At 48.3% G+C, this 21,221-nt stretch carries 21 protein-coding genes and 1 pseudogene; 10 read left to right on the forward strand and 12 right to left on the reverse strand.

Annotated features, from left to right (window positions below; translation table 11 throughout):
- The 4 genes from paaD to HCX92_RS05520 are packed head-to-tail and all read left to right on the forward strand — an operon-like array spanning window position 1 to window position 3,086.
- Window positions 1–516 (forward strand): 1,2-phenylacetyl-CoA epoxidase subunit PaaD, encoded by a 516-nt coding sequence (paaD, locus tag HCX92_RS05505; RefSeq protein ID WP_169293926.1) that lies wholly within the window; start codon window positions 1–3, stop codon window positions 514–516.
- 18 nt (window positions 517–534) lie between these two features.
- Window positions 535–1,611 (forward strand): 1,2-phenylacetyl-CoA epoxidase subunit PaaE, encoded by a 1,077-nt coding sequence (gene paaE / locus HCX92_RS05510; RefSeq protein ID WP_169293927.1) that lies wholly within the window; start codon window positions 535–537, stop codon window positions 1,609–1,611.
- Between the two features lie 23 nt (window positions 1,612–1,634).
- Window positions 1,635–2,384, forward strand: coding sequence for a Phenylacetic acid catabolic protein (locus HCX92_RS05515; protein ID WP_211182280.1), 750 nt, complete (start codon window positions 1,635–1,637; stop codon window positions 2,382–2,384).
- Window positions 2,385–2,435: 51 nt separating this feature from the next.
- On the forward strand, window positions 2,436–3,086 hold the full coding sequence (locus HCX92_RS05520) for a transferase hexapeptide repeat family protein (RefSeq protein WP_169293929.1): 651 nt from the start codon (window positions 2,436–2,438) through the stop codon (window positions 3,084–3,086).
- A gap of 2 nt (window positions 3,087–3,088) precedes the next feature.
- Here the strand turns inward: HCX92_RS05520 and HCX92_RS14970 are convergent, their stop codons facing one another.
- Together HCX92_RS14970 and HCX92_RS05525 are read right to left on the reverse strand one after the other, a co-directional pair.
- Window positions 3,089–3,211: a hypothetical protein gene (locus HCX92_RS14970; RefSeq protein WP_256368577.1), complete on the reverse strand. Its 123-nt coding sequence runs from the start codon at window positions 3,209–3,211 to the stop codon at window positions 3,089–3,091.
- A gap of 4 nt (window positions 3,212–3,215) precedes the next feature.
- On the reverse strand, window positions 3,216–3,947 hold the full coding sequence (locus tag HCX92_RS05525; RefSeq protein ID WP_169293930.1) for a GntR family transcriptional regulator: 732 nt from the start codon (window positions 3,945–3,947) through the stop codon (window positions 3,216–3,218).
- Between the two features lie 236 nt (window positions 3,948–4,183).
- On the opposite strand from HCX92_RS05525, the gene HCX92_RS05530 reads away from it, so the two are divergent.
- From HCX92_RS05530 to HCX92_RS05550, 5 genes are all read left to right on the forward strand, one after another.
- On the forward strand, window positions 4,184–4,465 hold the full coding sequence (locus tag HCX92_RS05530; protein ID WP_169293931.1) for a UxaA family hydrolase: 282 nt from the start codon (window positions 4,184–4,186) through the stop codon (window positions 4,463–4,465).
- A 68-nt stretch (window positions 4,466–4,533) separates the two neighbouring features.
- Complete coding sequence (locus tag HCX92_RS05535; RefSeq protein WP_169293932.1) at window positions 4,534–5,709, forward strand: UxaA family hydrolase; 1,176 nt, start codon at window positions 4,534–4,536, stop codon at window positions 5,707–5,709.
- Between the two features lie 64 nt (window positions 5,710–5,773).
- A complete protein-coding gene (locus tag HCX92_RS05540) occupies window positions 5,774–6,772 on the forward strand; it encodes a tripartite tricarboxylate transporter substrate binding protein (RefSeq protein ID WP_169293933.1) in 999 nt (332 codons plus the stop codon).
- A gap of 18 nt (window positions 6,773–6,790) precedes the next feature.
- A complete protein-coding gene (locus HCX92_RS05545; protein WP_169293934.1) occupies window positions 6,791–7,723 on the forward strand; it encodes a hydroxyacid dehydrogenase in 933 nt (310 codons plus the stop codon).
- A gap of 20 nt (window positions 7,724–7,743) precedes the next feature.
- Window positions 7,744–8,745 (forward strand): Ldh family oxidoreductase, encoded by a 1,002-nt coding sequence (locus HCX92_RS05550; RefSeq protein ID WP_169293935.1) that lies wholly within the window; start codon window positions 7,744–7,746, stop codon window positions 8,743–8,745.
- Window positions 8,746–8,967: 222 nt separating this feature from the next.
- Here the strand turns inward: HCX92_RS05550 and pgi are convergent, their stop codons facing one another.
- The 10 genes from pgi to HCX92_RS05600 form a co-directional block, all read right to left on the reverse strand.
- On the reverse strand, window positions 8,968–10,629 hold the full coding sequence (pgi, locus tag HCX92_RS05555; protein ID WP_169293936.1) for a glucose-6-phosphate isomerase: 1,662 nt from the start codon (window positions 10,627–10,629) through the stop codon (window positions 8,968–8,970).
- Entirely contained in the window at window positions 10,629–11,882 is a 1,254-nt protein-coding gene (locus tag HCX92_RS05560) for a nucleotide sugar dehydrogenase (RefSeq protein ID WP_169293937.1), read from the reverse strand. Before HCX92_RS05560 ends, pgi begins: the two co-directional genes overlap by 1 nt.
- 38 nt (window positions 11,883–11,920) lie before the next feature.
- Window positions 11,921–12,796: a UTP--glucose-1-phosphate uridylyltransferase GalU gene (galU, locus tag HCX92_RS05565; protein WP_169293938.1), complete on the reverse strand. Its 876-nt coding sequence runs from the start codon at window positions 12,794–12,796 to the stop codon at window positions 11,921–11,923.
- A gap of 428 nt (window positions 12,797–13,224) precedes the next feature.
- Window positions 13,225–13,872: a DUF4276 family protein gene (locus HCX92_RS05570; protein ID WP_169293939.1), complete on the reverse strand. Its 648-nt coding sequence runs from the start codon at window positions 13,870–13,872 to the stop codon at window positions 13,225–13,227.
- The gene (locus tag HCX92_RS05575; protein ID WP_169293940.1) at window positions 13,869–14,969 is read right to left on the reverse strand and encodes an AAA family ATPase; all 1,101 of its coding nucleotides are present in this window, start codon (window positions 14,967–14,969) and stop codon (window positions 13,869–13,871) included. Before HCX92_RS05575 ends, HCX92_RS05570 begins: the two co-directional genes overlap by 4 nt.
- A gap of 533 nt (window positions 14,970–15,502) precedes the next feature.
- Window positions 15,503–16,177 carry an RloB family protein gene (locus HCX92_RS05580; RefSeq protein ID WP_169293941.1) on the reverse strand — a complete coding sequence of 225 codons (675 nt, stop codon included), beginning with the start codon at window positions 16,175–16,177 and terminating at the stop codon, window positions 15,503–15,505.
- Window positions 16,177–17,445: an ATP/GTP-binding protein gene (locus HCX92_RS05585; RefSeq protein WP_169293942.1), complete on the reverse strand. Its 1,269-nt coding sequence runs from the start codon at window positions 17,443–17,445 to the stop codon at window positions 16,177–16,179. The genes HCX92_RS05580 and HCX92_RS05585 overlap by 1 nt, the downstream gene beginning before the upstream one ends.
- 237 nt (window positions 17,446–17,682) lie before the next feature.
- Window positions 17,683–18,339 carry a TIGR02646 family protein gene (locus HCX92_RS05590; RefSeq protein ID WP_169293943.1) on the reverse strand — a complete coding sequence of 219 codons (657 nt, stop codon included), beginning with the start codon at window positions 18,337–18,339 and terminating at the stop codon, window positions 17,683–17,685.
- Entirely contained in the window at window positions 18,326–19,675 is a 1,350-nt protein-coding gene (locus tag HCX92_RS05595; RefSeq protein WP_169293944.1) for an AAA family ATPase, read from the reverse strand. Before HCX92_RS05595 ends, HCX92_RS05590 begins: the two co-directional genes overlap by 14 nt.
- Before the next feature lie 234 nt (window positions 19,676–19,909).
- Entirely contained in the window at window positions 19,910–20,290 is a 381-nt protein-coding gene (locus HCX92_RS05600; RefSeq protein WP_371808393.1) for a hypothetical protein, read from the reverse strand.
- Between the two features lie 619 nt (window positions 20,291–20,909).
- On the opposite strand from HCX92_RS05600, the pseudogene HCX92_RS05605 reads away from it, so the two are divergent.
- Window positions 20,910–21,053 (forward strand): annotated as a pseudogene (locus HCX92_RS05605) (DUF1153 domain-containing protein); the annotation flags it as partial.
- Window positions 21,054–21,221 lie beyond the last annotated feature (168 nt).

The raw sequence follows: 21,221 nt of genomic DNA on the forward strand, positions 1-21,221 counted from the left end.
ATGAATACTTTATCCCGACCAGAGCTGGAACAGGTCTGGCAATGGCTGGACGCCGTGCCAGATCCGGAAATTCCAGTTATTTCATTGGTGGATCTGGGCATTATCCGCGAGCTGTATTACGAGGGTGAAACACTGGTGGTTGTGGTAACACCCACTTATTCAGGTTGTCCGGCCACCTCAGTCATAAACGCGGATATTGAAGCGGCCTTACGTTCGCATGGCATAGAAAACCTGCGTCTGGAACGCCAGCTGTCTCCTCCCTGGAGTACTGACTGGATCAGTGAGCAGGGGCGGGAAAAGTTGCGCGATTACGGTATTGCGCCGCCGGTTACACAGGAAAGCACCGATACGGGTACCCGTATCTGGTTGCGGACAGAAAACAACCTTACGGTTGCCTGCCCGCGCTGTGGCTCCCGTCACACCACACGAGTCAGTCAGTTTGGTTCCACACCTTGCAAAGCCAATTATCGCTGCCAGGATTGTCTGGAACCATTTGATTATTTTAAATGTATTTAATCATTAGCGGAGGAGCTCATGACACGCTTTCACCCTTTGCAAGTTCTGGATGTGCATCACGACACCCGTGATGCCGTTGTTGTCACATTAAAACCGCGTCAGGAAGATGACGCATTGTTCAAGTTTATTCCCGGCCAGTATCTGACCTTCCGGCACGGGGTGGATGGTGATGAGCTGCGTCGTTCATACTCTATCTGCTCGGCCCCTGATGAGGGAGTTATACGGGTGGGCATTAAACGGGTGGATGGCGGTGCCTTTTCCACCTGGGCCAACGAAAACCTGAGTGCCGGTACTGTCCTGGAAGCAATGCCGCCCATGGGCAGCTTCCATATACCGCTGGCGTCTGATAACAAGCGACATTATTTGGGGTTTGCCGGTGGCAGCGGAATTACGCCATTACTTTCCATCATCAAAAGCACCCTGGCACAAGAGCCATTGAGCAGTTTTACACTGGTTTACGCCAATCGCCAGGTGGGTTCCATTATGTTTCGCGAAGAGCTGGAAGACCTGAAAAACGAGTATATGGGACGTTTTTCGATTATCCATTTTCTTGAAAGCGAAGGGCAGGAAAACGAGATGTTTTCAGGCCGCATCAACACTGAAAAATGCAATGCGCTGTTTAACAGCTGGATTAATCTGAAGCAAGTCCATACTGCCTTTATCTGCGGTCCTGAAGCCATGATGCTGACGATTGCCGATGCCCTGAAAGCGCATGGGATGGCCAAAGAAAATATCAAGTTTGAACTTTTTGCCTCATCACAGCCAGGCCGGGCCAGCCGACCGGTTGTGAAATCGGCCACCCGCACTGCCGCCGACCAATGCGTGGCAACCGTCACTCTGGATGGCGTGGCCCATAAGTTTGAATTCCCCAAAGAAGGACAAAGTTTGCTGGATGCCGCACTGGAAAACAATATGGATGCCCCTTATGCCTGTAAAGCGGGTATTTGTTCCACTTGTAAAGCCAAGGTGCTGGAAGGTGAAGTTGAAATGGCTGTTAACCATGCACTGGAAGATTATGAAGTGGAACAGGGGTATGTGCTGACATGTCAGTGTTATCCCCAGAGTGATCGGGTTACCGTCAGTTTTGACGAATAAGGAGCTGCAGGATGTTTGATAACATGAAAGTTGAAGAGTATCTGGCTCAGGGCGGTGTTTTCAGTTCCCCTGAAAATGCACCGGCCCGCTACCGTGCCGAATTGCTGCGTATGATGTTTGTGTTTGTGGATAGCGAATTGGCTGCCTCGGCAGGTTTTGCCTCATCCATTAATTTTGCGCCGGATATTAAAGCGCGCATTGCGGCCAGCCGGATCACACTGGAAAAAGCCGATCATGCCCAGCGGGTATTAAGGATTTTAAGCGGATTTGGCACCGATGCCGAGCGTTATGAAAAGCAGCATGACTGGACATTCCGCTTACCCAGGGAAAGTGATTTGCCTAAAGAGCGCCAGGCCGCGGATATGCGTTTGCCCGTGTTTTATTTCCCGCTGCTTAACTGGGCTGATGCGCTGGTGATGACTGCGATGCAAGGCTTGGCAGCACAAGTCCAGCTTGAAGAGTTGGGTCGTGTTTCGTATGATCCATTGGCAACGGCTTTCCGGGAAATCGCGCCGCGCGAGCAAGAACACACCAAGCTGTCACAAGAGGGGTTGGCGTTGCTGGTTAAAACCGGCGAACATCAACAGTCCTTGCAGCAAAGCGTGGATTATTGGTACCCCAGGGTTGCGGCCGGTTTCGGTCAGCAGAATGCCGAACGATATGAGATGTTGCGCAAGCTGGGATTGCGTCATGAAAGCACTGAAAACCAATTGAAGCGCTGGGAGTCGTTGGTTAAAAACAGTTTTCAGGCGCTGGGATTACGTGTTCAGTAATATAAAACAGTGTTTTGATTATGTTTGCCAATCATTGGAGGTATTTGTTTAATGGCTCAGATTTTTTCTTTTGATGGAGTGATTCCTGTTGTTGATCCTTCTGCTTATGTCCATCCTGCAGCCACGTTGATTGGTGATGTACTGATTGGTCCGGCCTGCTATGTGGGGCCGGGCGCCGTATTGCGTGGTGATTTTGGCCGTATCCAGTTGCTGGCGGGCGCAAATTTTCAGGATAACTGCGTGGCACACAGTTTTCCTGATGCTGAAGTGCTTGTGGAAGAAGAAGGCCATATTGGTCATGGCACGATATTGCATGGATGTCGGGTAGGTAAAAATGCAATGGTAGGCATGAACTCCGTGGTCATGGACAGGGTGGTGATTGGTGAAAACGCCATCATTGGTGCCATGTCTTTTTTAAAGGCTTCCATGGAAATTCCAGCCGGCCATTTGGCACTGGGCTCTCCTGCCAGTGTCGTGCGGCCATTAAAACCCGAAGAAATAGCCTGGAAGCGTGAAGGCACCCTGGTTTACCAGCGGCTTGCGCTGGAATCCAGGAACAGTACGAAGCAGGTGGCCGAACCATTAACCCGGCCGGAAGCCAACCGGAAGCGGGCTCTGGCACCCAAATATGATCCCTTGTTTATTGCCCGTTTGAAGCAGGATGCAGGGATGTCAGCGGGTATGCATTCCCACGCGGAGTGAACTCATCCCCGCAAAACCTCAATCAGCCCCCGGGTGGAGGCATCCAGGCTGTCCAGGTTGTCGCCTTCACCATTGAGCAAGGGTTCTGGTTCCCACGCTCTGTGCGTGGGAACCGTTTCACTCACCAGGTCATTCCTTGGCAATATATTCGTATTTTTCAGTATTGACATAGGATTGTCGCAACTCTACCGGTTTTTCATTATACGTATAGGCAATACGGTTAATTTGCAGCAGGGCGGTATTTTCGGGTACTTGCAGCCAGGCGGCAATGTCTTTGTTGGCTTGGCAAGTGATTAATTTTTCTTTGGTATCAATCACATTCACACCAAAATTATTCTGATAAAAATTATAAAGCGTGCTTGAGCGCTCGGCTAAACTTTTCTCTGTCAGAGAGGAAAACAGATTCTCGGGAACCTGGATTTCATCAATCATGACCAGGTCATCATTCAGGCTCAGTAAATTGAAAAACTCAAAAATATAGGCATCTTTGGCTAATTGAAGCTGCTCCCTGATTTCTTTGGACGCCTTTTTTTTCTGGAATTTCAGAAGCTGTGTAACAGGATAGGACTTGAGGCCGTCCCGGCGCTGGATGCGGAAAAACCTGAAAAAATGCTGGTCACTTTCTTGCGTGGCCACAAATGTGCCGCGTCCCTGGTGACGGACCAGAATATGTTCCTTGACCAGTTCATCAACGGCTTTGCGCAGTGTGCCGATAGAGACACCAAATTTCTTTGCAAGCTGGTTTTCTGGAGGAATGGCTTCGCCCCTGACCCACTCTCCACTTGCCAGTGATGCCAGTAATGATTGCTTGACAGCAAAGTATAGCGGTGTTCCCGGAACGAAATAATTTTTTTTATTCATATAGATCAAAATGTAACTTGTTTAAGCGATGGTATCACGGACGGAATGTTGGTTCCATGGGCAGATGCGTAATTCTAACACTAAAAAATTCATATAGATGATTTAGTTGACTTATATGATTAATATGATTAATATTATTTCAACAGTAGATAAAAAATTCAGAAAAATGTTTTATCTATCCTAAAGGTAAGTCGATTCAAGCACTGCTTATTCAATTGAAATTAAAGGAGAAGACAATGATCCATGCCGTATTGCATGATTCAAAAGATACCGTAGCGGTTGCCGTGGTAGAGGGGATAACGGCGGGTACGGAACTTAGCTGCTGGAATATGGAAGAAGACAAAATCATTTCCGTCAAGGCCACACAGGATATTCCTATTGGTCATAAAGTGGCTTTGGTAGACATGAAAGAAGGTGACACGGTGTTCAAGTACAGCGTGGACATTGGCAAGGTGGTGGCGCCCATCAGGGCGGGCGACCACGCTCATGTGCATAACATCAAAACCAAGCGTTGGTAATCAATCCCGACTGACTTCGCTGTTCATCTCATTCTATTTTTTATAGACATATTTACCAGGAATTTACAATGGCTATTATTGATTCAAATACCACTTTTTATGGTTACAGAAGAGACAACGGACGGGTAGGGGTCCGTAACCACGTCATCATTCTTCCCGTGGATGATATTTCCAATGCGGCAGTTGAGGCGGTTGCCAACAATATCAAAGGAACCCTTGCCTTGCCTCACCCTTATGGCCGCCTTCAGTTTGGTGCCGATCTGGATTTGCATTTCCGTACCCTGATTGGCACGGGCTGTAACCCGAACGTGGCAGCGGTTATCGTGATTGGTATTGAAGAAGGCTGGACCAAGAAAATTGTGGATGCCATAGCCGTCACCGGTAAGCCGGTCGCCGGATTCAGCATTGAAATGCATGGCGATCATGACACCATCATGCGTGCATCCAAAAAGGCTAAAGAATTTGTGCACTATGCCACCAGCCTGAGAAGAGAAGAATGCCCGGTTTCCGAATTGTGGGTATCCACCAAATGCGGTGAGTCAGACACGACGTCAGGATGCGGGGCAAATCCGACGGTAGGCGATGCGTTTGACAAGCTCTATGCCAATGGCAATACGCTGGTGTTTGGCGAAACCTCTGAATTAACGGGCGGTGAACAAATCGTTGCGGCACGATGTGCCAATGATAAAGTGCGTGAAGACTTCATGTTCATGTTTAACCGTTACCAGGACATGATCAACCGCTGGAAAACCTCGGATCTGTCCGAGTCTCAGCCAACGAAGGGCAATATTGCCGGCGGTTTGACCACCATTGAAGAAAAAGCGCTGGGCAATATTCAGAAGATTGGTAAAAAATGTATTGTGGATGGCGTTCTGGACAAGGCGGAAATGCCCACCGGTAAAGGACTCTGGTTTATGGACTCCTCCTCAGCCGCTGCTGAAATGGTCACATTATGTGCCGCCTCAGGCTATGTGGTGCATTTCTTCCCGACAGGGCAAGGTAACGTGATTGGCAACCCCATTGTGCCGGTTATTAAAATTTGTGCGAACCCCCGCACAGTTAGAACCATGTCTGAACATATAGATGTGGATACATCAGGACTTTTGCAACGTGAAATCAATTTGGATCAGGCGGGCGATAAATTGCTTGAGTGCATGCTGGAAACGGCGAATGGCCGTTGGACAGCGGCTGAAGCGCTTGGCCATCGTGAATTCGTATTGACTCGCTTATTCGAAAGTGCCTGATTTTCAGGGCCGGTTCATAAAAAAACAAACCGGCCATTAATCCTACTCGTGGAGGAGACACCCCATGAAGCATTGTTTTAATGTAACAAAAAGAAGGATGTTGAAGTTTGGAGTATTATCAATTTTCTGTGCCGCCAGTCCGCTGCTGGCACCCGTGGCACACGCCGATTGGAAGCCGGCCCAGTATATTACGTATATTGTTCCCTTTGCGCCGGGTGGTTTGACCGATGTTGCCGCGCGCATGATGGCCAAGGGGATTGGCGATAAAACGGGCTGGAATATTGTTGTCAGCAATAAAGCCGGCGCCAATGCCAACCTGGGTGCCGCCGAGGCGGCGCGTGCAAAACCGGATGGTACAACCTGGCTGGCCATTACCATGACACATGCCGTTAATAAAACCCTGTTTGGGGAAAAGGCCGGCTATGATGTTGAAGAAGACTTTGTCCCCGTTGCAAAAATTGCGTCTTCGGCAATTATGGTGGTCGTGCCGGAAAACAGTCCTGTCAAAACCCTGCAGGACCTGATTGATACGGCCCAAAAGAAAACCCTGAATGTGGGCAGCAGCGGTACCGGAACACCTCCCCATATTGCCATGGCCTTGTTTCAGGACCTGACTGGCACGAAAATGACGCATGTTCCTTATAAAGGCGGTGCGCCATCCATGGTGGATTTAATTGGTGGTCAGCTGGATGTGGTCTTCTCTAATTACCCGGAATCCCTGCCATACGTGCAACAGGGTAAATTGCGGGCGATTGCCGTGACATCAGACCAGCGGGCACCGGCCGTTCCGGATGTGCCCACGACGGCAGAGGCGGGCTTGCCTGGATTAAAGGTGGACAACTTTACCGGCTTGCTGGCACCCAAAGGCACTGATCCCGCTTTGGTCAGGGAAATCAGTGATCGTGTTGTCAAGGTTGTGGGTGACAAGGCAATCGGTGAGCAGCTGGTCAAGCTGGGCTTTATTCCCGACCCAATGGGGTCCGATCAGTTCAAAACGTATTTGAATGAACAGATCCAGGCCTTGTCCAAAACCATTAAAGATGCCGATATTAAAGTTAATTAACGACTGCATATAATTATTATGAGCCACCTTATTGTTATTTCTGAATTTATGGACGATACCGCCGTGGATTGCCTGCGCGAGAAGGCACAGGTTGATTACCGCCCGGATCTTGTCGATAAACGTGAAACCCTTTTTCAGTCTTTGACCAATGCCCGTGTCCTTATCGTACGTAACAGGACGCAGGTCAACCGGGAATTGCTGGAGCATGCCCCGCAACTGAAGGTGGTGGGAAGGTTGGGGGTGGGCCTGGATAATATTGATCTTCAGTTGTGTGAAGAAAAAGGTATTACCGTTTATCCGGCTTACGGGGCCAATGCCCAAGCGGTGGCTGAGTATGTGATTGCCAGCGCTTTCATATTGCTACGGGGCGCTTATCATTCCAGCGAGCAAATAGTGGAAGGTAAGTGGCCTCGTACGCGGTTGAGCAATGGCCTGGAATGTGCGGGCCGAACCATGGGATTGGTGGGCTTTGGCAGCATAGGAAGGTTAACCGCCAGTCTTGCCAGGGCGCTGGGTATGAGAATTATTGCCTATGATCCTTTGATCGGGGTGGACAGTCCTGTCTGGCGTGAAACCGGGGCAACACGCATGTCATTGGATGAGTTGCTGCAGCACAGTGATGTGGTGAGCCTGCATACCCCCTTGACGCCTGAAACACGTCATTTAATCAATGAAAGGCGAATCGCATTGATGAAGCCGCAGGCTGTTCTCATTAACAGTTCCCGCGGTGGCATTGTGGATGAGCAGGCCCTGGTAGAGGCGCTGAAACAGGGTAAACTGCGTGGCGCCGCGCTGGATGTGTTTGAGGATGAACCGGTCAAGGCGGGAAACAGTTTTCCCGTGATGCCCAACCTTCTTTTGACCCCGCATATTGCCGGATTGACTGAAGAGGCCAACAAGCGGGTTTCGGACGTGATCGCGGAGAAGGTGATTGGGCATTTGGCTGAATGATGATAACAAGGATGAATGGTATGACAACAGTTTCACTATCTGTATTAACGCAATTGGCACGCGAAACCCTGGAGGCCGCGGGGGCGAATGCGTCAATGGCCACATTAACGGCGAATGCCTTGGTGTTTGCGGATGCCCATGGTATTGCAACGCATGGCGTATCGCGGGTGCCCAGTTATGCCCTGCATTTGTCATCAGGGCGTGCCGACGGAAATGCAGAACCTGAAATCCTGAGAGAAAAAGCCTCTTCCATATTGATTGATGCCGGTACCGGATTGGCATTCCCCGCCTGTGAGTTGGCGATTGCTTCAGCCATCAATAAAGCGAAACAAACCGGTATTTGTATAGCCGGTGTGACCAACAGTCATCATTTTGGTATGGCTGCCTATCATCTTGAACCTGCCGCCCGGGAAAATTTGATTGGACTGGCTTTTAGCAATTCACCGGCTGCGATTCCCGCGTGGGGCGGTAAACGGCCCTTATTCGGTACCAACCCCATTGCAGCCGCTTTTCCCCGTATGCAGTCTGAGCCGGTCATGATAGACCTTTCTTTATCACAGGTGGCACGCGGCAAAGTGATCTTGGCGGCCAGGGATAATAAACCGATTCCGGATGGCTGGGCCCTGGATAGCGAGGGCAAACCCACCAATGATGCCAAGGCAGCCCTTAAAGGCAGCATGCAGGCAGCGGGTGGCGTGAAGGGTGCCATGTTGGCCATGATGGTGGAAGTGTTGTGTGTTGCCTTAACCGGTGCAAGCTTTGGTTTTGAAGCCGACCCTCTTTACGATGATGTGGGGAATAAACCAAGGCTGGGGCAGGTGTTTATCTTGATCGACCCTGAAGCACTGGCCGGGCAGCAGACCTACTTTGACCGTTTTGAAAGCCTGATTGAGGCGATGCTGGAAGATAATGGCGTACGCCTTCCTGGCGCCCGCCGTCATGAGCTTGCAAAGATCGCCACCAGTGAAGGGGTGGATGTTCCGGATAGTTTATTGATGCAGATGGGGTATCAGGCCGCTTGAGGTATCATTCCCACGCGGGAGCGTGGGAACGAGTCTGAAGTGGGCATCCTGGTTCCCACGCTCCAGCGTGGGAACCGCTTCGGGCTTGTGTGGTAGGTGGTATGCATTCCCACGCGGAGCGTGGGAACGAGTCTGGGGGTAACTGCGTGGTAACCGCTTCGTGTCTCCAGCTTGGAAGCCGGGTGCTTCTGGTTCCCATGCTCCGGCGTGGGAATCCGTGTTTCACCCCCGCAAAACCTCAATCAGCCCCCGGGTGGAGGCATCCAGGCTGTCCAGGTTGTCGCCTTCACCATTAAGCAAGGGTAGCAACTGGTTGGCAATTTCCTTGCCTTTTTCCACGCCCCATTGGTCAAAGGGGTTGATGTTCCACAGGACTGATTGCACGAATACCTTATGCTCATACATCGCGATCAGCATGCCCAGGCTGTACGGGTTGAGTTCGTTTAATAAAATCGTGCTGCTGGGCTGGTTGCCTTCATATTGCTTGTAAGCGGGCAATGATTCCAGCACATCGGCCCCCAGCGCCTGGTTGCCAAATGCCAGCAATCGGGACTGGGCCAGGCAATTGGACAGGGCCAGGTGGTGCTGCGCCACCAGGGCCTCGGCATTTTCGGCATAGGTAAACTGGTTGGCGTTATAGCGCTTGACCGGGGCAATGAAATCGCAGCTGACGGCATGCGTACCCTGGTGCAGCAACTGGTAAAACGCATGCTGGGCATTGGGGCCGACTTCGCCCCATATAATCGGGCAGGTGTCAAGGTTGACCGCTTTGCCGTTGCGCTGAACGGATTTGCCATTCGACTCCATTTCCAGCTGCTGCAAATAAGAAGAAAAATACTTCAGCCGGCCATCATAAGGCAGCATGGCATGGGTCTGGATATCCAGGAAATTATTATTCCAGGCACCAATCAGCCCCATTAACACGGGAATGTTTTGCGCAAAAGGCGTGGTTTGGAAATGCCGGTCAATCGCATGTGCACCGGCCAGAAACTGCTTGAAGCCTTCCACGCCAATAGACAGGGCAATGGGCAAACCAATGCACGACCATAAAGAATAGCGTCCACCCACCCAATCCCACAGCAGGAACTGGTTTTCGGGGGCGATGCCCCAGGCCGTCATCTTTTCAGGTTTGGTGGAAACGCCCACAAAATGGTGTCGCAACACCTGCGTATACTGCCCCAGGGCTTTTTCCAGCCACAAACGCACGGTTTGCGCATTGGACAGGGTGTCGATGGTGCTGAACGACTTGGAAGAAATAATGAACAGGGTGGTTTCCGGGCGCAGCCGGTGCAGCAGTTCAGACAGCTGGCTGCCATCCATGGTGGAGACGAAATGCATGTTAAGCGGTTTGACCGTTGCCTGCCTGAAATCGGCCAGGGCATGTGAAGCCATCAAAGGCCCCAGGTCTGAGCCGCCCACGCCAATATTCACCACATCCTGGATTACCTCGCCGGTCGCACCCCGGTATTGGCCCGCATGAATCTTTTCAACCAGGGCAAACATGCGCTGCAATTGCTCATGAACCTGCTGCGCCAGCGCCGGATGGCTGGCGTCATTTTGGGGCAGGCGCAAGGCCCAGTGCATCACACTGCGCTGCTCTGTGTAATTAATGGCTTCTTCAGAAAACAGCCGCCTGATCCAGCCCGCCAAATCCTGCGCATGGGCAAAATCAATCAAACGGCTCAGTATTTTCTGATCAAGGCGGTGTTTGCTGAAATCATATACAACCTCATCAAACCGCACATGAAAACGTGCGAAACGTTCTGCATCTTGGGCAAACAAATCCTTCAAATGAACCGACTGGAACTGCTGGCCGGCTTCGGTTAAACCGGCCAGCACGGATTGGGTATCGTTTAGTGGCAATCGTTGAATACGGTGACTCATTATCTTCCTACCCCCATATAGGCAAAGCCCTGCGCCTTGACATACTCGGGGTCATAAATATTGCGGCCATCCAGCACCAGGGGATGCTGCATATGCTGAAGCAGATTCTTGTAATCGGGGCTCCAGTACTGTTTCCAGGCGGTTAGCAAACACAGGGCATGCGCATTCTTGACGGCTTCATATTGATCGTTGCATAACACCAAATCATCACGCTGCCCGTAAATGGCCGCAATTTCAGGCAGGGCCTGCGGGTCGTGCAGTTTTACCGTCACACCCTGGGCCCATAAGGCCTTTAACATGACATGAACCGGTGACTGCTGCACATTGGATGTATTTTCTTTAAAAGAAGCGCCCCAAATGGCCACTGTTTTACCCGCCAGTTCACCGTGATAATAATTCCACAGTTTTCTGAACAGCAATTCTTTTTGCTGCTCGTTAATCTCCCACACCTGCGCGAGCAGTCGGCTTTTTACCCCGGTATCAGACACGGCATCGGACAGGGTTAAAATATCATGAGAGAAATTATCCCCCCCAAACCCGGCACCGGGGTACAAATAAGCGGCGCCAATGCGGCTGTCTGCCGCCATGCCCTGGCGCACATGGGAAATATCGATGCCCAGCTTTTCAGCGACAACGGCCAGGTCATTCATATAGCTAATGCGGGTAGCCAGCATGCCTGAAATGCTTAACTTGGTGAATTCGGCATCCAGCACGGGCATGAACAAATACTGCTGCTCGCGGGGGAACAGCGGACGTAAAAATTCACGCACTTTTTTTTGTACGGTTGCCTCGGTACAGCCCACAATCAGCTGCGTTACCTGCGAGAAACTGTTCAGCGCCTGGCCTTCCTGAATAATATCGGGCAGATAAATCCAGTCATCGCCGGGCAATACCTGCCTGAGCCGGCTGGTGCCATGAAGACCCAGGGTAGAAGCATTAATCATGAGCTTGGGGTGAATGATCGTGCGCTGCGCCAGCTGATGCAACAGTGCCAGGCCGGCGGCTTCTTCCGCAGGACTGAAACTGAAAAAATACACGTCGATATCCAGCGGCAGGGTGGAAATATCGCTACACGCCAGAAAACCGCTGGCAAACTGCTTTTCCAGCAAGCGGTTAACGCTTTCATCAGGGAAATGCTGCCTGAACAGCTCATATTGCCTGGCATCACACCAAAACACCTGATGTCCGCACTCGGCCAGCAGGGCCGCCATCACCCCGGCGTAAAGCGTTTTTCCGAAAATGGCCACTTTCATTGGTTCTTCCTGTTCCAGTCCTGTCAGGGATTAAGCGCCTAGATTGCCAGCGCTTTAATCAGGCTTTTGAAGTCTTCGCCCAAGGCCGGGTGTTCCACGCCGTAATGCAGCACCGCTTTCAAATAACCCAGCTTGCTGCCGCAATCAAAGGTTTGTCCTTTCATGCGATAGGCTTCAACGGTTTCTTCTTTTTGCAACAGGGCAATCGCGTCAGTGAGCTGGATTTCATTGCCGGCCCCTTTGGGGGTAACGGCCAGCAATTGCATGATGCGTGCCGGCAAGACGTAGCGCCCCACCACCGACAGGTTGGAAGGGGCAGAACCCACCGGGGGTTTTTCAACAATCCCCTGCATGGCAATGCTTTCCCCTTCGGCAGGGGTACTGGCAACATCCACAATCCCGTACTGGTCCACCATATCTTGGGGCACCGACTCAACCATAATCTGCGATGCCGCAGATTGTCCAAAGCGTTCAATCATCAGGGCCAGGTCATTCTTGCCAGAAGCGTTCTTGACCAGGACATCGGGCAACAGCACGGCAAATGGCTCATTGCCAGTGACGGCCCTGGCGCATAAAACCGCATGTCCCAGGCCCAGAGGCTGGGGCTGGCGCACGCTGATCACGCTGACATTGGGCGGCAGGATATCGGTGATCTCCTTCAGGATATCAAATTTTTTCTTCTGTTCCAGCGTGGTTTCAAGCTCGAAATTGCGGTCGAAATAATTTTCAATAGAGGCCTTGGCAGAATGGGTAACCAGAATAATTTGCTCAATCCCCGCTTCAACCGCTTCCTTGACCACATATTCAATGGCAGGGCGGTCTACCACCGTGACCATTTCCTTGGGAATGGATTTGCTGGCAGGAAGAAAACGGGTGCCTAAACCGGCAACGGGAAGAATGGCTTTTTTAATCATGAGGGTTTATTGGGCTGAGTTTGGCTATGTTGTTGATATGCGTAAATGTTTATAGTTTAAGGCTTGGGGCGCTTGTTGTTTTCTAAATGATAATACCGTGACTTTACAGGCGTTTGCCAGGGTTTGTTTGATTTTAACTGGATTTCCGTACTGCATTGCGTAAAAAATGAATGGCCGGCTTCAATCAATTTTTCTGGCTCCCATGCTCCTGCGTGGGAGCCTTAATTTCAACATCGGGAAATGTGCGTTACCACGCGGGAGTGAAGTGCCCCCCAAATGTTGGACAGCTCATCCTGGCTCCCATGCTCTTGCGTGGGAGCCACAACGAGGAAGCGGGTGGTATGCATTACCACGCGGGAGCGTTGGAACGAGTAAATTGAAATCGGAAAATGACAACTATCTTGACACAGGGGGCTGAGCATTACTTTTTACAATGCTTCTATCTTATCCAACCATTCTGCAAAATGTGGGCAACTCTGCCTTATGGCATCCAGGCCGATATCACATGCAATAAGTGGCCCATGGAAGGTTTTCTGATAATCTGCCATCGCAGTAAGGATGCGTTTTGATGGAGCGGTGTGCGGGCTGTCGTTGATATCTTCAGGTAATGTCGTTTCGCGTACCTTGCGCAAAGGAGCCAGGACCCGGTCATCATCTGTCCATTGCTCGAAAGCCTCAATCTGGACGAACAGCAGTGCTTCAAACTCGTGAACGATCAGGTTGGGTATGAAATTATGGTGGCCAATATCTTTGGCCAGCTCCGCTTCCAGAAATTCTGCTTTCTGTTTGCCGTTTTCAGTATGAGGGTAGTTGGGGCTATTTTTACCGGGAAAATCCCCGGGTAACGCATATAGATCAAAAAACGTGGTCACATATGCGTTGTCATCCTGTTTGCAGAGCTTGTTAATTTGTGGCTTGATTTTGGCATAGCTGACAACACCTCCTTTGTGGCCCGGACTGGTACTGACAATGATGGGAGTGAGATAAATACCTTGTCTTGAGTAATGAGGTATCAACAGTTCATTCACGAAGGTTTCTTCCGTTTGCCCTTCCACCAACAGATAAATGCGACTCATCGGCCTGGCCTCCCACCCAGTAGATTTTTTTTCCACAAATCGCCAAGGCTGTACTCGTCCAGCCATTCAGATAATGCCTCAGTATCAGGGCGTTTAAAGGTGGATGAGCCGTCACGCTTGTCAACAACGATCAAATCTTCAGCATCGAATTCGTTGACCAGTTCTACCGATTGGGTGGAAATGATCAACTGGTGCTTCTGCGAGGTGGACTTCATTAGCCCCGCCAGTACTTTGATGGCAAATGGATGCAGGCCCAGTTCCGGCTCGTCAATCAGGATGGTCGCAGGCATGAATTCTTCCGGTTGCAGCAGCACGGCGGCAAGACAAATGAAACGCAAAGTACCATCCGACAAAACGCTGGCAGTGAAAGGCTCATCCTGTCCTTGCTCCATCCATTCCAGCTGGATCTTTTCCTTGTTGTCTACGGTAGGGCGAAGGTGGAAGTTGCCAAAGAAGGGGGCTACCAGACGAATTGACTTGACGATGCGCTGGTAATGCTCTTCATGATGGTTTTTTAGCCGTAACAGAAAAGCGGCCAGGTTGCGGGCATCATCGCGCAGGTACTCATTGTCGTTTATATTGTGAATTTGCTTGACCTGAGCACTGTTACTGGTATCGTGGAAGTGATACACTCGCCAACTGCGCATGGCAGGTACAACGTGTTTCCAAATTTGCCCGTGCTCTTGTTGTTCCTTGTAGTTGGTCTCAAAGTGTCCAGACGCAGGATGCCAATCCCCCCGCGCGTTCCACCAAAGCGCTTCTTTATAGAACATCATCCGGTTATCCTGGGTTGGACGCAGTCTGAAGCGATAGCCGTTATTGCCAAAGTATAATTCGGCCTGTAGTTCTTCAGTTTTCTTGCGACCAAAGTGAAGAAGGGCATCTGGCCCCCCTGCCAAGCCAACAGCAGTTTGCAATTGCTGATCCAGGATACGGTTGATTAAACGGAAAAAACCAATAAGGTTGGATTTTCCTGCACCGTTGGCACCAATTAATATATTGAGTCTACCCAGTATCAGATCGCATTCGGCAATTGACTTGTAGCCACGCAAGACCAATCGTGAAATCTGACCAGAGTCGCTGACCGGTTTAATCATGTTCATCCTTCATTATTTGGCAAGTATTGATCCAACGTAGCAGGCTGAGTGTCCCGGATATTGCCCAACAACGAGAGTAATCCGTGGGTTGTCATCAGCCTTAGGTGTGATAGCCCATAATATTAGCAGTAATTGGTCATATTGCCATCAAGTAAGGACTGTATTGCGCTGCTTGTTCAGTTTCGTTTTTTTATGCGTTAGAAAAGCGGGGCAGAGCAGTAGAAATTTCCGTATCATTTTTATGCATTTCTTTTAGCCAATGAACAATACCAGTGCCAATTTTTGCCACCTCCATGGAGTGAGTCAGACGGGTTCGATAGAAGTCACTTTCTCCCAAGTCTAATACCTGGGTTTTTGATTGTAAACGACGGAATGCTGATGAATGAACTAATCGAGCGTAATCTCGTTCCCATTCGTTGCGTATATCAGTCTTAGCCCGAATATCACTTGGATCAAATCGTTCTTCTCAAATATCAACGGTCACATTGTAAGTCTCATTAATTTAGTTAATCTTTTGATAAAAAATTGCCATATTACTTCCCTAGAGTCATCAATTGCTGTACAAGTACGTGTATATCGGTGAAAGGTTCTGGATAAGAATAAGCAGTAAATTTACTGGCCAACATTTGTGCACGTGAAATTGCCAATTCCAGGTTTTGTTTTGTGTTGGCAAAGGCGCTACTTGTACCTTTTTCATAGGTAGGAAGATATTTTTTCAGGCGCAGAATAACGTCTTTTCGATGAAGAGGGCTTTTGATCTCTTGATAATGAAGCAATAACCAGAGTTCAAAACATGGAATTGAGGGAATGGCAGTAAAGGTGATTAATTGATTGTTATCATTTTTGAGTTTTCCATTCAATGCATTGGCCAGACTTAGCGCCTGGTTATAACTATCGTGAGCATCTCTATCGAATACTGCATAAACATATTCGAAAGCTCTTTTTTGTAGGCGCTTGTGTGGGTCTCCATTTTCAAATAATGAGTGGGCATACTGTACCACCTGAATTGGCGCGGTGCCAAGTTCGCTTGAACGCACTTCGATATTAGCTGTTTGTAAGCGATAGGCAGAACGAATTTCTTTGAAATAATTGGGTTCGGTTTTACTGCCTTCAGACACAATCAGGATTCTGTCGTAAGAGGCGCGAGTTGCTCGTTTGCGTTCAAGCTGTCGTTTGTTTCGTACTTTGGGGGAGTTGTCACGAGCCATCAGGAATTTAACCCTAAAGACTGGTTCAGAAATGGTATTCCACCATATCTGCCAATTAAATAACCACGTTCCAAGGCTTCATTTTTACGTGGACTGAATTCGGACAGGCTGACGAGTGTAGAGGCCTGGTCTTGATCTTTTTCAACAAACCATATTTGGTCGCGACGTAACAAATTAGGGGCATCCAACAATGAAGTGTCGTGTGTTGTGAAAATCAGCTGGGCTCCTCCGGTATTGATGTCGGGTTGGTGGAACAAATGTACCAGTTCACGAACCAGCAACGTATGCAAGCTGGTATCCAGCTCATCAATCACAAGCGTTAATCCTTTTTGCAAAATCTCCAATACAGGACCAGCCAGGAACAGTAAATTCCGCGTGCCACCAGACTCATCCATTAAGTCAAAGACAGCTTTTCCATGAGGCGTGACATGGGAAAAACGTAATTGCTGTTTTTCAACTTCTTCATTGCGGATTTCTGTTTTACCCGCAGTCAGATCAAAGTGAACAGTTTGACCTGGTACTTTTTGAGTCACCAGTTCTATATCTGAGATGCTAATGTCGGCAGCACTTAGAAAATCACAAATCTGTTTGCGGCCACTTGAATCTTTGAGCATTTGAAGTGAAGTTTGCGGGTTGAGTTTATTATGTTCATTGAAAATAACCAGACTGCTTGAAAACCAGTCAAAAACGGGGCGTAAGCTTTCGCTGTTAAGTTGTACCGCCATTGACAGGAACAGGGAGTTGGAACGGGTGGCACCTTCCCATAAGGCTTTGGAACCTTTCATGCCTGAGCCAAACTCATAAACATCTTTACCTGTTTTGGTGTCGTATCTCCGTTCAAACCAGCGCTGGGGTTTGGCTGATTTGTATACCAACAAATACTCGCTGATTATCCGTTGGGCTGTCATGGTAAAACCATATTGGTAACGAATCGATCCAAGCGCAAAAGTGACTTCGAATTCGCTTGGTTGACTGGCTGAAACGGTATCCAGGCGGAACGGTTGTATGGAATATACTTGATCGGGCTGGATGACAGTGGCAGATTCCAGCACCACACCACGCATGTATTGCAGGGCCTTCAGCAGATTGGATTTTCCGCTTGCATTTGCGCCGTAGATAACCGCACTGCGCAACAGTCTGGGTACAGTTTTCAGGTTAGATGCCAATGTGTGGGTATCTTGCAGTGTGTTGTCTTTTGAGGCAACCAGGCTGAGTACCTGTTCATCTCGCAGGCTACGAAAGTTTTTGACCCGAAACTCGATGAGCATTTTATTTTTACCAGATAATCAAAAATATATGCTAATTATGCATTTTTTATGCAAAAAATCAATTTATTTATGTTGTTTTGTGAGTTTTGAGTGTGAATGCTCCTGGCTCCCATGCTTTTGTGTGGGGGCCTGTTGTGTTATGCGTAGGCCGGTATGCATTTCCACTCGGATTCGTCGGCAGTTTGCGCACTTTGATTAAACCGTGCCTAGCAGATCGGCAAATTCGTTGTAGACGGTTTACACAATTTTATTGACAGGTTCTGCTGTACTAACCCAACTCTTCAGAATGTTTACAACAACAGGCGCATATGCTTGCAGCTTATTATCGACAGGTTGTGAGAGATCATTAATAACCATGCTCAAAATATCGTCATCTTCTATCGGATCATAAGGATCAATGCCAGACTTATATAGCAAAGTACTGACAAGCTGTTTTCGTGTTTCTATCAGCTTCCTGTTATTTTCCTCGGTGTCTCCCAAATTCAATATTTTTATGGATTCTTTGGCTCTTTCGGTTAAACCTTCAACTCGTCCACTTAGTTTGAAAACAAACTCTGTTTCACATTCATCCATTAGGGGAGTCAATGGTAAATGTTGGTTTTTGTGGGCAGAATCGCACTGGCCTTTAGTAGTGCAACTGGCAATAATATTATTAAAATCCAGCGTGCGATCAGGGGCCAAATCCTGGGGAAGGACATGTTCATTCATGGTGTCTTCATTATTGCCCGTTAACTGCCTACAGCAATAAGCACAAAGATGAAACTGTTCCGTGGTGCAGGCCTTGCGAATATCCTGGCGCAACTCATGAGGAAGATCATCATATACGGCGCTTGGCGATCTTTTCTTGAATTGAATCAGGCTGGCAGGCTCTGCTTTTTTGTTAATTTTTTTCACTGCGCAACACCTGTTTACGTAGTAATAGCCGGGCTTTTATCAACTCAATATTTTCAGCTGAATTTTCCTGGGCAAGTTCTTGCTCAAGTTCAGCAAGCAGCTGATTTGCTTCCTCCAGTTTTTTATCCTGGATTAAATCCAACAAATCATTAAATTTTGTATCCACCTCTGGATTACGGCTTGGCGTATCCATGGCAGAGAGCAGGACAGTATTTGCATCAAGACCATATTGAGAGGGTAACTTGCTTAGTTCACCATTATCAAGTGAGTACACCAGAATACCTTTGCTATCACTAATAACCAAAGGTGAATGTGTGGTTAGTACAAACTGGCAGTTGGGGAACGTAGTGGTTAGACGTTGAGTGATATTGCGTTGCCATTGCGGATGAAGGTGTAAATCCACTTCATCAATGAGCACAATACCATCGCCCGCCAAGGGATTTTCCAGATTTGGATTCATCATTGCCAAACGGCGTGCAATATCGCCCACTAAGGCCATTAACGATTTCTCGCCCTGAGAAAGCTGTAAGACGTTAAGCGTTTCACCGCTTTTATCAACTGACATATGCAAGCGGGGTTTTCTTCGAACACGAAGATTACTAAACTCAGGTATAAAGCGACTTATTGCAGTTCGTACTGCAGTGAGCTGCCTGTCTTTAGATGAAGCAGTCAACGCTTTGAGTTCTTGCCATAACTGTGGATTTTGCCCAAATCTTTCTTGCAGTTGATCCAGTACTTCCTGAGAAACACCCGATTCATTTTCACTGTCTTCACGTTCTCTGAACCATTCAAAAAAACGACGAAAATCAACGCCTTGAGTGAGAGAATTGTCATAACCGTCTAATTGCAAAAAACTGTGCCTGCTGCGGATTTTAAGCGGCACATCCAGCACCACCCGCTCTACGGGATAAAACGCAATAAGTGGCAGACTGCAATTATCATTAGTGGTTAATTTCTCGCGATAAATATTTGCTAACCGAGTGGCATCAGCAAGATTTGAAGAAAAAACGGATTTTTTTCCGGGGAGTGTTTTGGCTAAGGACCATGAGTAACTGTTTTCTTGCTCATCAACAATTTTAATGGTTGCCAAGGCAGAGGAGCCATGGTTGGAAACCACTATTTCAGGAAACGAGGTTCCGTTACCTTTTTCACTGCGCATACGTGCTACAAACCAACTTAAATTGGTAGCTAAAGCTTTAAGAATTGAGGTTTTACCTGCACCATTATTACCAATAAGTACGGTTACCTTGCCTTGCGTTTCCTGGGTAGGGGCAAACTGAACGGTTAAGTCTTGGAAACGCCCCAAGTTTTGTAAATGCAGGCTACGAATGTCCATTAGTATTACTCTAGGTTTTTTTATAAAAGCCAAGTGATTTAGCAAAATGACGCACTTTTTTATTGTGACAGTATAGCAAGGTTTAGCAGGCGGTATGCATTACCACGCGGGAGCGTGGGAACAAGTATGTTGTCATGGCTAATTGCGGGTTTCGAGTCATGCCACCCAGCACCTTATTTGACCGTTCATGCTTATACGTTCAGGGACAGTGAGGTGCAAAATTTTGGCCTTTTTTTATGCCCGGATGTAAGTCCAGCCGGATTGCTGCATGAGAACCAGTTCAAGAATTGCAGGGTTTTGCAATAAAGTAAGAGGGGTGCGTAATTCCCTGTTTAACTTTGCCAGTGTATTTGGACAGACCCAAGTCATCATGTCTGTATCGGCTTCTACAGTATCCAAAGCGGTGGCGACAGCTTCGGCATTAACAATGATGCGTATTTCAGCATCAGGCGTTGCTTTTTTCAGGTTACGGGCATTATTGCGCGCACGTTGCAACGCATTGCCTGTTGGCGCGTGCAAAATGACTTTCAATTTCTGGGCCGGTTGATTATTAAGCATTGAACTATTTACCTCTTGGTTTTTATGCATATCATTTGGAACAGATATAAAAAACATGATTTTCCACAAAGTGTTGATTGCGGAACAGTTATGTTTTAATTGACCATGGTTTGGAACTTATTTTACAGTTTCCTGGCTCCCATGCTCCTGCGTGGGAGCCCTCTCTGGCAGGATAGTTGACATACATGAAGTATCGGACAACTGGTTTGACACAGGGTGTCCTTCTCCCGAGTTCGACAGTTAAAAATGTAACCTATTGATTTGTAAAGAATCGTTTTAAAAACGCTCCACTACAAATTAATTTTTTATTGATTTTCTGTTATCTTCTTTGAAAATGCTTTTATTGTGAATTGTTTCTAGAATTCAGTCAAGATATCTAAAAATGTAATGGCATGCCATTTGTTTATTTAATTCAAATGGTTAGAGCCAAACTGTCGAACTCAGGCCTTCTGACTTGGCTTGTTTAAGCCAATTATAAAGGGTTGCCTGCCAGAGGGGGAAGTGGGTCAGCCACGCCAATGGTTTTTTGAATGATTGCGCATAGCTCTTCAAAAATGGGGGGAGTACCAAAGTATCTCATGAATCACTGAGAAACTTACCACCCAGTGAATTTAAACGACAGTTGGTAGCAGAAGTCTATAGTTACGAACTGTGCGCTTGACGGTAAGCTTACGCGATGAGTATCGAGATGATAGAAGAAATCAAACGTTGGACAGCAAAGCGTAAGTCTGCTTTAGTGCTAGACATAATCAAGGGCAAGACGACGGTTTCCGAGGCTAGCCGCCAATACGATTTGTCCCCTTCAGAGGTTGAGGACTGGCGGTGTTTGTCAAGGTAGTTGGAACGTGAATCATGCCGCCTCTAACGTTTTTTCCTGTTGAATAATCTCCAGGTTTTTATCGGGATTGAGCCATACTTCTCCAATCGGTTGCCAGTTACGTGTCTGACCTGACCAGCGGGCGGGATTGGCACGTTGAGCCTGTTGGTA

It is taken from the genome of Advenella sp. EE-W14, from assembly GCF_012923605.1.
Lineage (GTDB): Bacteria > Pseudomonadota > Gammaproteobacteria > Burkholderiales > Burkholderiaceae_B > Advenella > Advenella alkanexedens.